The 13742-nt window shown below is 43.5% G+C and carries 13 protein-coding genes; 7 read left to right on the top strand and 6 right to left on the bottom strand.

What is annotated here, in order from left to right:
* Positions 1–2 precede the first annotated feature (2 nt).
* The 5 genes from V7S74_RS04310 to priA all read left to right on the top strand — a co-directional run bounded on the left by V7S74_RS04310 (position 3) and on the right by priA (position 6350).
* The gene (locus V7S74_RS04310) at positions 3–920 is read left to right on the top strand and encodes a gliding motility protein GldN (protein WP_406777530.1); all 918 of its coding nucleotides are present in this window, start codon (positions 3–5) and stop codon (positions 918–920) included.
* Positions 921–1018: 98 nt separating this feature from the next.
* Positions 1019–2494 (top strand): pyruvate kinase, encoded by a 1476-nt coding sequence (gene pyk / locus V7S74_RS04305; RefSeq protein ID WP_406777529.1) that lies wholly within the window; start codon positions 1019–1021, stop codon positions 2492–2494.
* 233 nt (positions 2495–2727) lie between these two features.
* Positions 2728–3285 carry a lysophospholipid acyltransferase family protein gene (locus V7S74_RS04300; protein WP_406777528.1) on the top strand — a complete coding sequence of 186 codons (558 nt, stop codon included), beginning with the start codon at positions 2728–2730 and terminating at the stop codon, positions 3283–3285.
* 6 nt (positions 3286–3291) lie between these two features.
* Positions 3292–3876 (top strand): gliding motility lipoprotein GldD, encoded by a 585-nt coding sequence (gene gldD, locus V7S74_RS04295; RefSeq protein WP_406777527.1) that lies wholly within the window; start codon positions 3292–3294, stop codon positions 3874–3876.
* Positions 3867–6350, top strand: coding sequence for a replication restart helicase PriA (gene priA / locus V7S74_RS04290; RefSeq protein ID WP_406777526.1), 2484 nt, complete (start codon positions 3867–3869; stop codon positions 6348–6350). Before gldD ends, priA begins: the two co-directional genes overlap by 10 nt.
* Here priA and V7S74_RS04285 read toward each other — a convergent pair.
* Positions 6347–7069 (bottom strand): nitroreductase family protein, encoded by a 723-nt coding sequence (locus tag V7S74_RS04285; protein ID WP_406777525.1) that lies wholly within the window; start codon positions 7067–7069, stop codon positions 6347–6349. The two genes, priA and V7S74_RS04285, sit on opposite strands and share 4 nt — an antisense overlap.
* Before the next feature lie 103 nt (positions 7070–7172).
* Between V7S74_RS04285 and V7S74_RS04280 the strand changes: the two genes are divergently transcribed.
* Positions 7173–7742 carry an adenylate kinase gene (locus V7S74_RS04280; protein ID WP_406777524.1) on the top strand — a complete coding sequence of 190 codons (570 nt, stop codon included), beginning with the start codon at positions 7173–7175 and terminating at the stop codon, positions 7740–7742.
* A 13-nt stretch (positions 7743–7755) separates the two neighbouring features.
* On the top strand, positions 7756–8850 hold the full coding sequence (obgE, locus tag V7S74_RS04275) for a GTPase ObgE (protein WP_406777523.1): 1095 nt from the start codon (positions 7756–7758) through the stop codon (positions 8848–8850).
* On the opposite strand, the gene V7S74_RS04270 is transcribed toward obgE, so the two are convergent.
* From V7S74_RS04270 to V7S74_RS04250, 5 genes are all read right to left on the bottom strand, one after another.
* Positions 8842–9753, bottom strand: coding sequence for an SDR family oxidoreductase (locus tag V7S74_RS04270; protein WP_406777522.1), 912 nt, complete (start codon positions 9751–9753; stop codon positions 8842–8844). The two genes, obgE and V7S74_RS04270, sit on opposite strands and share 9 nt — an antisense overlap.
* Positions 9750–10676: a hydroxymethylbilane synthase gene (gene hemC, locus V7S74_RS04265; RefSeq protein WP_406777521.1), complete on the bottom strand. Its 927-nt coding sequence runs from the start codon at positions 10674–10676 to the stop codon at positions 9750–9752. The genes V7S74_RS04270 and hemC overlap by 4 nt, the downstream gene beginning before the upstream one ends.
* Position 10677: 1 nt before the next feature.
* Positions 10678–11808, bottom strand: coding sequence for a DNA polymerase III subunit (locus V7S74_RS04260; RefSeq protein ID WP_406777520.1), 1131 nt, complete (start codon positions 11806–11808; stop codon positions 10678–10680).
* Between the two features lie 26 nt (positions 11809–11834).
* Positions 11835–12914: a hypothetical protein gene (locus V7S74_RS04255; RefSeq protein WP_406777519.1), complete on the bottom strand. Its 1080-nt coding sequence runs from the start codon at positions 12912–12914 to the stop codon at positions 11835–11837.
* Between the two features lie 73 nt (positions 12915–12987).
* Positions 12988–13227 carry a type B 50S ribosomal protein L31 gene (locus V7S74_RS04250; protein WP_130896059.1) on the bottom strand — a complete coding sequence of 80 codons (240 nt, stop codon included), beginning with the start codon at positions 13225–13227 and terminating at the stop codon, positions 12988–12990.
* Positions 13228–13742 lie beyond the last annotated feature (515 nt).

The raw sequence follows: 13742 nt of genomic DNA, 5'->3' as shown, positions 1-13742 counted from the left end.
ATATGAAGTTGAAGCATAGTTTAATTTTGGGATTTTGTTTGATTTCTTTGGGCGTTTTTGCGCAAGAAACTTCGTCGAATCCGAATCCTAATTCAGCGCACCCAATTGACGAGGCGGATATTCAATACCGAGCTCAAATTTGGCGTAGAATGGATTTGAATGAGAAGATCAATCAGCCCTTCTTTGCAGAAAATAATCAAATCTCGAAGTTTTTAATTGATGGTGTCAAGGCGGGTCTTTTGATTCCTTACACGAATGATTCGTTAAATACGAAATTAAGTGTAGATCAATTTATCGATCGCTTAAAAATTAAGGGAAAATTAGAAAACGGCGGATTGACGGCGGAAGAGATTGCCGCTGGTTTTGGCGGTGATGCAAAGCCTGCCGCTGCTCCTGCTACCGGTGGTGGAGCTGATGATGGTTGGGGAACAAAGAAAGCAGAGACAACAAATGCGGAGAAGCCAGCCGTAGATGATTTCGACAAAGGCCCAATCGTCGCTGGCGTGGAATATTACATCCCGAAGCAATTATCGATTTTAGAGATTAAAGAAGATGCCATCATCGATCGCAAGCGTTCTCGTTTGTACTTTGATATTCAGGCGATTACATTGAAAATTCCAGCGTCTGCCTCCGATGCAGGTTTGGAAGATATCGTAGCGTCCTTCCGTTTTAAAGATGTATATAAATTCTTCAAAAGCAATCCGAATTGCATTTGGTTTAATTCAACAAACGAAATGCAGCACCGTAATATGGCTGATGCATTTGATTTACGTTTTTTCAATGCCCGTATTATCAAGAAAGGAAATGCAGCTAACAAAGATATCTTTGATCAATTTGGAGATGGAAAAGCAGCCTTACTTAAGTCACAAAAATTAGAGCAACAGCTGCAAGATAAAGAGGCAGAAATGTGGGAGAATTAATTCCATAATCTTATTTTAATACAATTTAAACCACCTTTTGGTGGTTTTTTTTGTGTAATAAATGTAACTTGCAGAGTTAATAGAATCTAATCCATATTATGTCGTATCAACGCAAGACAAAAATTGTAGCCACAGTAGGTCCCACATCAGAATCAAGAGAAGCATTAATCCAATTAGCTAAAGCAGGTGTAAATGTATTTCGCCTAAACTTTTCTCATGGAACGCATGAAGATCATTTAGAGCGTTTAAAAACTATTCGTTCTATCTCTGAGGAAATGGGTTTAAATTTAACCGTACTTCAAGATTTACAAGGTCCTAAAATTCGTACCCAATTAGTGGAGAATAACGGGGTACCTTTAGTGGCAGGTCAACAATTGATCTTCGCCATGGATGAAAATTTGTTAGGTACTTCTGAGAAAGTAGGTACTACCTATACATCCATGTATTTAGATGTGAATCCAGGCGAGCGCATTTTGATGGATGATGGTAATTTAGAAGTGAAAGTGCTTTCTGTAGACAAGGTGAAGAAGGAAGTAGTGACTGAGGTTATTTACGGAGGTATATTAAAATCGAAAAAAGGGATTAATCTACCAGGTACAAAGGTGTCTTTACCTTGTTTAACACCGAAGGATGAAGCCGATTTATACTTTGGTTTAGACCACGGTGTGGATTGGGTAGCTCTTTCTTTCGTTCGTAAAGCAAGTGATATCTGGGATATTAAAGAGAAAATTAAAGCTTACGGTAAGAATACACGCGTGATTGCGAAGATTGAAAAGCCGGAAGCCATTGATAATTTAGATGAGATCATTGCAGCGACAGATGCTATCATGGTAGCTCGTGGTGACTTAGGTGTTGAAATGGATGGAGCAGTCGTTCCTTACCTTCAAAAAGTGATGGTCGAGAAGTGTACTGCCGCTGGTAAACCAGTGATTGTAGCGACACAAATGTTAGAGTCCATGATCACGAATCCAGTTCCTACGCGTGCTGAGACTTCTGACGTGGCGAATGCCGTTCTACAAGGGGCATCTGCAACAATGTTAAGTGGTGAGTCTGCTTCAGGAGCTTATCCTGTGAAAGCGGTGGAGACGATGGCTCATATTCACGAAGTAGTGGAGCAACAACAAAATGAGATTGAAATCGTACAAGGCAACGAAGCGGCGATTTACTTTAAAAACCACTCGTTAAGTGCCTCTACTTCTGAAAACGTAGGGTTGCAAGATCGTTTAATTGCAGGAGCATGTCGTCTAGCACGTGATTCTAAAGCGAAAGCGATTTTATGTATTACGAATTCAGGTTATACGGCGTTCCGTTTATCAGCTCACCGTCCTAAAGCTGATTTGTTCGTCTTTACATCGAATAAAGAATTGATGTCGACGATGGGTCTTCTTTGGGGAGCTCGTGTTTTCTTCTACGATCCGGGAACGGGTAATGCTGAGAAAACGGTAGCAGCCATGGTGGATAAATTGAAGCAAGATAATTTATTAGCTACAGGAGATATTTTCGTAACGACCTTATCAGTACCTGCGAATCAAGATATGAAAACAAATACAGTTCAATTAGGTGTAGTTGAATAAACCTTTGGTTTAGCACACTCTTTAAGTTTATGAAAAACAAAAGTTCTTTGCTTTCATCTGTTTTAAAGGGGGTGTACACTTTTTGGGCGGGACTCGTTTTTGTTCTGATATTTTTAGCTTTATACCCGTTCATCTTTGTTTTTTTACAAAGACGGTCTTGGAAAAGAGTTGCTCATCGGCTTGTCGGGCTTTGGGGGCAACTCTTTTTTATTTTTGCTGGTATTCGGATCAAGGTGACTCATCACTTTAAGCCAGATCCGAAGCAAACTTACGTGTTCTGCGCGAATCATTTCTCCTATGTCGATATTGCGGTAGTGGTCGTGATTATACGTCATTATTTTTCTTTTGTGGGTAAGAACGCGATGAAGAAGATACCTTTATTTGGGTATCTCTATGCGCGTTTAAATATCCTGGTGGATCGTTCTGATAAGAATAGCCGGGCCAGTTCCTTAAGTCGCTCTATTCGGGCGTTGCAATCAGGAAGAAGTATTGTTATTTTTCCAGAGGGAGGTATTATTTCCAAAAACTTCCCTTACATGGCTAATCCTCTGAAAGATGGCGCATTTATTATGGCGATTCAGCAGCAGGTGCCTGTCGTACCTATGAGTTTTCATAATAACCACCAGATTATGGATGATGATACGTTGATGATGCGTCCGGGCACTTTGCATGTAGAGATTCACCCACCCTTTGAGACGGTGGGTTTGACGATGGAAGATTTGCCTGTTTTACGGGAAAAAGTGTTTGAATCCATACAAAATCCTATCTTAGCGTATTACGGTTTAAAATAAGCGAATATGCGTCTTTTCCTCCTAGGTTTTCTGTTAACCTTGATCTCTTGTGGCAAAGCTACAGAAGAGGAAAAATCAGCTATGCCAAGGCCCAAAGGCTACCCAGCCATGGATATTCCCAAGCATAGCTACCAATCACTCGAAAAAGGACATCCCTTTAGTTTTGAAATTTCGCGTCAAGCCATCGTTAAAAAAGACAGCTTTGCCTTGTCGGAACCACACTGGATGTATATCTATTATCCACGTTGGGATGCATTTATCCAGTTAACGTATAAATCAGTGGGAGGAGATCGGAAACGCTTAGATAAGATGATTCGAGATTCGTACATATTAGCTTCTAAACATCAGATGAAGGCGAATCGCATCGAGGATGCGGTTTTAACGACCAGAGATGGTCGAAAGGCTACCATTATTGAATTAGAAGGTGAAGTGGCTACGCCATTTCAGTTTTTTGCCACCGATTCTACCACGCATTTTTTACGTGGAGCCGTTTATTTGAATACGGCCATGAAGAATGATTCGCTTGCGCCTGTCATTCGCTATATCAAACAAGATGCACTTCACCTGATTCAAACCTTGCAATGGAAATAGGGGAGGAGAAAACGGTTTTTGTGGATGCCTTACTTCCGCTTCCCATCCCTCGGTATTTTACGTACCGGGTGCCTCGGGAATGGGCGGAATTTGTTCAGGCAGGATTGCGGGTGGTGGTACCTTTTGGGACAAAGAAAGTCCTCACAGGTGTGATCGTTACGGTCCATCACCATCCTCCTAAAGAATACCAAGCGAAATATTTACTGGAAATATTAGACGATTCGCCCTTGGTGACGGCTTCCCAAATTTCTTTGTTTCAATGGGTCGCAGATTATTACATGTGTTATCCAGGGGAGGTTTTTCAAGTGGCATTGCCGGCCGGTTTAAAGATTTCGAGTCAATCGAAGGTGCAGGTGAATCCAGAATTTTCGAGCCCTGAAACCTTGACGGATCGAGAATTATCCATTTATGTGGAGATTCGAGATAAAGGGGCGATGAGTTATGATGATTTAGCCAAATTCGCTGAGGTCAAAAGTCCCTACCATCTCATCAAAGCCTTAGTGGGCAAAGACGCGGTGATCATCTTCGATGAATTAAAGGATCGCTATACACCCAAATTGCAACGCAAGGTCCGATTAGCATCCTCTTTTGAGGATAAGTTAGCCCTGACTGATCTGATTCAATCTTTAGAAGAAAAACCAAAGCAAATAGCCATATTACTGCATTATTTGCAGTATATCCCCGTATTAAGAAGTCCAGAGACGAATCAGAAAGGTCTAGCTAAAAACAGTTTTTCTCAGGCAGGCTTGTCGGAAAGTTCCTTGCAAACTTTGGTGAAGAATCAGGTTTTCGAGATTTTCGACGTCGTTGTTTCGCGATTCGATGAGGGGGATGAGAATTTTATACCGTCTACCTTTACACTGAATGACCCGCAGGAGAAGGCCTACCAGTCGATATTGAATCAGTTTCAAGAGAAAGACGTTGTCCTTTTACACGGGATAACGGGATCAGGGAAGACGGAGATTTATATCAAGCTGATTCAGGAAGCCTTAGCGAATGGAGATCAGGTACTGTATTTATTACCCGAAATCGCCTTGACGACACAGATTGTGGTGCGTTTGAAGCGAATTTTTGGGGAGCAAGTAGGGATTTATCATTCCAAATTCTCGGATAACGAACGAGTGGAAGTATGGAAGTCGATCGTGGAGGGGAAATACCCTTTCGTGGTGGGCGTTCGTTCGTCCGTGTTTTTGCCCTTTAAAAACTTAGGTCTCATCATTATCGATGAGGAACATGAGACCTCCTTCAAGCAGGTGGATCCTGCGCCCCGTTACCACGCAAGGGATGTGGCGATTGTTCTAGCACATCAGCAAAAAGCGAAGGTTTTGTTAGGTTCTGCGACGCCGTCGATGGAGACCTATTACCAGGCTAAGCAAGATAAGTATGGCTTGGTGGTCTTGAAAGAGCGTTTTGGGGCTGCACAATTGCCAGCGATGCATTTTATCGATACGAAGTATGCGAATCGCATGAAGCAGATGAAAGGTGGATTTTCGGTGGACTTGATCGAAGTATTAGCCGATAATTTAAAGCAGGGTAAGCAGAGTTTATTGTTCCAAAACCGCCGTGGTTATTCCCCTTACCTTCAATGCCAAGATTGTGATTGGATTGCGACCTGTCACCAATGTGACGTTTCGCTGACTTATCACGCACGGGAACAGGAATTACGCTGCCATTACTGCGGACACCACGAGTCATTGATTCACCGCTGCGGAGCCTGCGGCTCTGCCCAAATGAAGACGATGGGCTATGGCACGGAGAAGTTAGAGGAAGAATTACAGTTGCACCTTCCGGAGGCCCGTGTGGCCAGAATGGACCTCGATACGACGCGTTCGAAGACGGCTTTCAATACGCTGATTACGGAGATTCAGAAGGGGCAAGTGGATATTTTAGTGGGAACTCAAATGGTGGCGAAAGGCCTGGATTTTGAGGGTTTATCACTCGTGGCCATCTTTGATGCGGATAAGATTATTAATTTCCCTGATTTCAGGGCCCATGAACGAGGCTTCCAATTAATTACCCAAGTGGCGGGTCGTGCCGGTAGACGCGATATACAGGGCCAAGTATATATCCAGACGAATCAACCGAATCACCGCTTATTTGGCTATATCCAAGAGGGAAATTACGAGCAATTGTATGCGGACGAGATGATCGAGCGCGAAGGCTACCATTATCCGCCCTTTACGCGACTCATTAAAATTGTAATGCGCCATTACGAAGCACGCAATGTAGAAACGGCAGCGAAGGATTTAGGGGTGTTGCTGAAGGCTAAATTTGGCAATGGTCGTGTACTAGGTCCTGAAAAACCTTTAATTGAGCGTATCAGAAACCAATACGCTATGGAAATCCTGATCAAACTGGAAAAAGGCGTGGCCCTTGCTGCGTTTAAAAAACTCCTCAGGGAGGAATTAGACACGCTAAGCACCAAGCCTGCTTTCAAAGGCGTTCAGATTATCGTAGACGTCGACTGTAACTAGCGAACGTGTACCACTTCTTCGTATGGAACGCGGAATCGAGGTCCCCAAACGCCTTCTTCTGTTCCTTTCCCGACCGAGATAACCATATTGATTTCAGCTCCCGCAGGTAAATTCAAGTGTTTCTTTACACGCTGGGCATCAAAACCCTCCATTGGGCAGGATTCAAATCCTTCTGCTGCGATGGATAGCATGAAAGTTTGCGCCGCTAAGGCACACGATTTATGCACCATCACACGTTGATCTGCCTTGCCTCCAAAACGCATCATCGGCTTGCGTAATCCCATCCAGAAACAAATGTTCCAACGGATGAAGGTAGAAATGCCGAAGATATCGTTGCGGTATAATAAGGGGATGAGCTTGCCGTAATATTCCAAGCCTCTTTTCTGCATCTTGGTCGGCTCGCCTTCAATAGAATCTTGCACTAGCTTTAAGTTCCAAGCCGCTCTTTGCTTCCAAAGGTCTTGTCTTGTCACAAAAACTACTATGTGAGCCGTGTCTTTTGCGGCGGACTGCCCTAGGCAAAGTTGGTGGAACGCTTTCTTTTCCTCTTCGCTTTTAATCCAATAGAACTCCCATAATTGCATATTGCTGCTGTTAGGGGATAAAATAGAACGTTGCAAGCTGCGTTCAATGATGGCATCATCGACTTTAACCGTGGGGTCGTAGCGTCTGTTTGAACGTCTCTTTTGAATTATTTCTTCGAATTGGGTAGAAAGCATCTCTTTTTTTTGTGTCAAATATAGTAGAAAATCCCCGCTTTTGCCTCTGATTTGATTACCTTTGTGGTTCGAATGAATTTTTCAAAAAGCAACCCACATTTATATGCTTAATCTCGTTTTATTTGGGCCTCCAGGGGCAGGCAAAGGCACTCAGTCCGCAAAATTAATTGCGAAATATGGTTTAATTCACTTGTCTACAGGCGATTTATTGCGTGCAGAAATTTCAGCTGGTACGACTTTAGGTCTAGAGGCTAAGAAATTAATGGATCAGGGAATTCTAGTTCCGGATGCGGTTGTGATCGGAATGATCGAGAATAAATTGAACGAGAACAAGGAGGCAGCGGGCTTTATTTTTGATGGTTTTCCTCGCACAGAGGCTCAGGCACAGGCTTTGGACAACTTATTAGCAGGACATCAATTAGCGATCAATCACATGATTGCTTTAGAGGTGAGCGAAGAAGAATTAACGCAGCGCTTATTAGAGCGTGGCAAAACTTCAGGCCGTCCAGATGACCAAAACGAAGAATTAATTCGCAAACGCGTACAAGAATACGGCGAAAAAACGGCTCCAGTAGCTGGTTATTATGCCGCACAAAATAAATTCTCAGGAATTAACGGTATCGGTGAAATTGAGGATATTTTCTCTCAAATTATCGCCATTATCGAAGGATAATTAAAACAATCGAATGACATCTAACTTCATTGACTACGTTAAAATCAATCTGCGCTCCGGCCGAGGAGGAAGCGGTTCATCCCACTTTCGGAGGGAAAAACACGTGCCTAAAGGCGGTCCAGATGGCGGCGATGGTGGTCGTGGAGGGCATGTGTACCTCGTGGGAAATCCCCAGCTTTGGACTTTAATTCACCTAAAATACCAGAAGCACATTATCGCTGAAAATGGTAATGGTGGTGAAGGTGGACGTCGTTCGGGTGCGGAAGGGGAGGATGTATTCATTCAAGTACCCTTAGGAACGATTGTGAAAGACGCGGAAACGAACGCGTTTATCGCCGAAGTAACCGAAGAAGGTCAACAGATTTTAGTCCTTCCAGGTGGTCGTGGCGGTTTAGGTAATCACAACTTTAAATCCTCTACCAATCAATCCCCTCGCCATGCGCAGCCTGGTGAAGCGGGTCAAGATTTGTGGGTGGTGATGGAATTAAAAGTCTTAGCGGATGTAGGTTTAGTAGGATTTCCGAACGCCGGAAAATCTACACTTTTATCTGTTCTTTCTGCTGCAAAACCAGAAATTGCGGATTATCCATTTACGACCTTAGTTCCTCAGTTAGGGGTAGTTGAATACCGAGATGATAAGTCATTTGTGGTAGCCGATATACCTGGAATTATTGAAGGGGCTTCCGAAGGTAAAGGTTTGGGATTGAGATTCTTACGTCACATTGAACGTAATTCTATCCTTTGTTTTTTAATTCCTTCGGATGCAGAAAACTGGGGAGAGGAATACCGAATTTTAACGGGCGAATTAGAGAAGTATAACCCTGAATTATTGGGAAAACGTCGTGTCATTGTGGTCTCTAAAATGGACCTTTCGATTCCGGAAATGGAAGAGGAAATGCGTGAAAGTTTACCGAAGGATATTCCCGTATTATTGATTTCATCGGTGATGCAAGAGGGAATCCAGGAGTTGAAAGATTTGCTTTGGAAGACCTTATTAGACGAAAATAAAGACTTCGCGAAGCCCAAAGAAACGCCCCTTGTTATCGATCTGCCCGTAGTAAATCCCATGGCTGATGAAATGATGGAAGATCCAGAAGCTTTAGACTAAATCAGCTACTTGCTGCGCCATAATGGCGATACCCTCTTGAAAAGTTCTAGGTGTATAACCTAGGACTTTTTTTGCTTTATCGAGTACAAATCCGGTGCGAGCGGGTCTTTTGGCTGTTTGTTGGAAGGTAGAAGAATCCGCCTTTTGTAAAAGCGACTTATCTAAACCATAATAATCCGCCGTCATCACTGCCATCTCGTAAGGTGTCAAGAAATCAGAGCCAGAGATGTTGAATATGCCTTCCACTTCATCCTTAGCTAGTAACCAACAGCCCATCGCTAAATCTTCGGCTAATGTAGGTGTACGGAATTGATCCGTCACGACTTGGATGGTTTTGCCATCCTCCAGTGATTTCTTCACCCAAAGCACGATGTTCGAACGGCTCATGTCTGGAACGATGCCATAGACTAAAACCGTGCGTGCAATGCTCCAGCGAACTTTTGAATCAAATAATAACTGCTCCGCCTTTAACTTGCTTTCGCCATAATAGGAGATGGGATTGGCAATTCCTTCTTCGGTATAAGGGCCGTCTGCTCCATCAAAAATGAAGTCAGTCGATAAATGACATAAATAGGTGCCGTGTTTCTCGCAGGCTTCGATTAAATAAGCAACTGCATCTACATTTAATAGATCACAACCAGCGCGATCTGTTTCGCAGGTATCCACATTCGTCATAGCCGCTGTGTGAATGACCACTTCCGGTTTGAATTGATCAAAGATCGCATGTACTTCAGATGGAACCGTGATATCTAAGGACGCATAAGTATAACCCTCGGTTACAGGCAAACGATTCGTACCTCGTGCCGTGGCGATTAAATCGACGCCTTCTTGACCTCGTAATAGTTCGACGAGTTTTTGGCCTAATAAACCGTTGGACCCTGTGATTAATATGCGTTTTTTCATGAACCTAATTCCTGTCTGATTTTACGTAATAATTGGTGCGCCCCTAAGTGAATGAGCTCCATGGCTACTTCTTTTCCTAAATGCGCTGGATCGGATCCCGTTGCCGAATGAACGATATTTTCTATTCCGTCTAAGCTAAGTACCCCGGCTTGTAAAGTCAATTGACCGTTCTGATGTATCGCATGTCCGTATACTGGAACGCTACATCCGCCTTCTAAATGGGCTAATAAGTGGCGTTCTGCTAATAAAGTAGCTTCGGTAGCCGGATGGTTGCAAGCCTTGCGAATTAGTTCTTTTACCTCAGCGTCTAAGGTAAGGGCGCATTGGATGGCTACCGATCCTTGACCGACAGCCGGTACAAATTGATTTAAACTTAAGTGCTGGGTGATGTAGGATTCCATTTCCATGCGGTGCACGCCGGCAAAAGCAAGTAACATGGCGTCACATTCTCCGTTTTTTAATTTCTCCAAACGGGTCTGCAAATTACCTCGCATCTCCACCGCGGTATGTTGTGGGTAGAAATGACGCAGGAAAGCGCGTCTACGCGTAGAAGACGTTCCAATGAGCAAGGGTTCGCTCGAAGCTAAGGTCTTCGTTGGATCAAGGCTTAAAACGACATCTTGGGCCGCTTCGCGCTCTGTGAAAGCGATTAATTCCAGTTCTGCAGGCAAATGGGAGGGAAGATCCTTCGCCGAATGCTGAGCAATATCGATTTCGCCTGCGCAAAGCATGGCTTCTAATTCTTCGGTAAAGACTCCTTTTGATCCGATTTTAGACAGCGAACGATCCAAAATCTGATCTCCCTTCGTCGTAATCGCAACGATTTCGTAGCCTAAACCCTGAGTAGCCAGTAAAGCCCCCACATGGTGGGCCTGCCACAAGGCTAATGCTGAATTTCGTGTGCCTATGCGAACCGTCTTCATATTAAGAGTTTTTCGCGTGGAAAACGCGTAATAAGTGGAGTGAAAGATCAAGGTGCACCATTTTAGCGCGCGCGTTGCGTTCTAAATGGTAGTGAACCTCGGATATTTTTTCGGTCATCGCCGCAATCTTTTCAGTGCTCAAAGTCTTCGAGAAATTATCCACGAAGGCTTTTTCCTTTTCCAGCGATTTGATCAGACCGCTTGCGTCCGAAATCTGGTACAAACATTGTCTGAAAATATGCAAGCTATAGGTTAAGATGCTTTTTTGATTCTCTTTCGCTAAACCGTCGAATTGATCGGCTAACTGCACTAATTTCGATAGATTTCGGGCGTAAATGGCACGCATCCACTCCGCAAACCAGGTCGTGGTGCTTAGGTTATCAGAGCTCGATTTTTCCAAAGCCTCGGAGATATTTCCCTCGCAATTCACCGCAATTTGATGTGCCTTTTCGGAATCAATTTCAGCCTTTTGGACTAAATAAGCGGCTAAATCTTCGACATCTACTGCCCCCACGCTCACGCGCTGCGTTCTGGAAATAATGGTCGTTAATAACTTATCAGGCTCCGCACAAACCAAAATAAATAGGGTAGAACTTGGCGGTTCCTCTAAGGTCTTTAATAAGGCATTTCCCGCCGAGGCATTTAGTGTCTCTGGATTCCAAAGCATCACCACCTTGAAAGGAGCTTCAAAGGGTTTTAGGCTGATTTTTTGGACTAATTTACGCGTTTCCTCTACGGGAATATTTCCTTGGCGATTGCCCTCTGCGCCCATATAGGCGAGCCATTCGGGCAAGGTTCTGAAGTAAGATTCCTGTATGAATTTCCGCCAATCCGGTAAGAATACGTCGGATTCTGCGTCTTTGATTTTCTTCGTAATAACCGTCGGATAGACGTAAACTAAGTCAGGGTGAACACCACGTTGCAATTTCTGGCAACTAGGGCAAACACCACAGGCGTCTGATTCGGAACGATTCGTACAAAACAAATAGGTAACAAACGCATGCGCCATCGCGAGCTGAGCTCCTCCCGGAGGTCCCACGAATAATTGGGCATGAGCGATGTGTTGATTTTGCACCGCCAGCGACAAGGTTTTCTTGGTTTTAGCTAGACCCGGAATGTCTTGAAATCGCATGCAAATGGCTTTTTAGAAAGAAAGAACTAATTTCGGAAAGATGTGTCCGCTTTCCAAATTTCTTCCATGCTTTGGCGTAGATTTTCGGGTATTTGTTGGTTTTTCAAGTTAATCCAAGCGCAAGCCGCGGCATAGGCTTTCTCGAAATCAAAGGCCCGCAAGGATGGATACTCCCCAAAACTAAAAGAGGGGATGTAACGCGGCGGAAATCCAATGCTCGAAACGTTGCAATGGCTGCCTATGACGGTCCCCGTATTAAAGGAAGTGCTTACTCCGGTGGTGACGAAATCGCCGATGATTTGGCCTATCGACTTCAGACCCGTGTTTCGTTGCGCTTTCAACGTATAATCATAAAGCGAAACGGGTTGTATGTCGTTTCGTAGGTTAGACCCATTCGTTAAAGCGCCTAAATTCGAGAAGGAGCCCACAATCGAATTGCCTAAATATCCATCGTGCGCCTTATTACTGAAGGGAAAGAAAATGCAATGGTTGATTTCGCCGCCTACTTTACATCCTGGGCCTATGGTGGTATTCGGGCGAATCTTCGCCCCGATATTCGTCGTTGCGTCCTTCAGGAGCGCTGCAGGCCCTTGAATCAAGGTCCCTATTTGTATGTTTACCCCTTCTCCTATATAGATAGGGCCAAGGCTCGCATCTAAAATACTCCCTTTCACGGAAGCAGAGGGGTGGATGTAGATTTCTTCCGAGCAGATAAACGTATTATTTCCGGGAGCAGGATTATTTCCTTTGATCTCCGCACGCAAAAACATGGATTGGAAATTCAGTAATTCTTCGGGGTGATTCAGGAACGGAAGGTGTTTCTCTAGGGTAGAAGCGCCTTTCCCTCTTTGGGCCAAAATCTGACCCTGATATACATAGGACGAGTCCGCCGGAAGTTGACTCAAAATTTCGAATGTGCTAGGCAAAGGAAGCACCGAACTCATTACCTGAATGTCCGCCATTTCGGGACTGGAAACAAGTGTAGGCCATTTACTTTCTAGGGTACTTGTACCCACCCATAATTCAGCGACTTGGCGGTGCTGAGTGAGGGGCTGAAGCGCGGCTTTACTAGCCTGATCCTCGAAAAGATAAACGGAGAGCTGCATTGGACAAATCTAGGATAAAAAAAGCCTTCCCCCAAAAATGGAAGAAGGCTTTTTAGTATGGGCGTTGGGAAAATTACTTCGCGTAACGCTTGTTGAATTTGTCCACACGTCCTGTTGTATCTAACAATACGTTCTTACCTGTGTAGAATGGGTGAGATTGTGATGAAACCTCAAGTTTGTACACTGGGTAAGTAGCTCCTTCGAATTCTGTTGTCTCTGTAGTAGCAACACATGAACGAGTTAAAAACTTGTAATCAGCTGATAAATCGTGAAATACAACTTCTTTGTATTCTGGGTGGATATCTTTTTTCATGATAATGGATAATAGACGATTCCCTGCCGTCTTGTTTAAATAATTTTTCCAAAGGGGATATTTGGACCTCACAATAAGGGATGCAAAATTACAAATTGTATTCTATTTTCCAAATCTTTTCTTTAACAAAATTTTAGAGAATTCCATGGGTATTTTAGGTTAGAAAAATTTTAAAAAATATTTTTTTAGCACTTTTCTAAGAAGCAATACGGCTAATGAATTGAGTGGCGGGTGTTTGCATGTGGTATTTCAAATACGCCCTTTTTTTATATTTTTTTTGGCCAAAAAATTGTTTGCATGAAGCCCGCATTTTTTCTAATTTTACCAAGAGCACAATCAGCCAAAGATGCTTCAATTTTTGGTTTAGGAAAGCATAAAAACAAAACCGCCACACACTCAATTTGTTAGCGCAATTTGGGTCCAAAAGCTAAGAAAAAAATTCTCTTAACGCAGGGAATCTATTGTCTTCTTTTTTGTTGGTTGGATTGTTTATTGAATGAAACATTTATATAGAT

The organism is Aquirufa novilacunae (assembly GCF_045310505.1).
In the GTDB taxonomy this organism is placed as follows: domain Bacteria; phylum Bacteroidota; class Bacteroidia; order Cytophagales; family Spirosomataceae; genus Aquirufa; species Aquirufa novilacunae.
The sequence above is the reverse complement of the archived record's forward strand: the minus strand, read 5'-3'. Positions and strand labels throughout refer to the sequence as shown.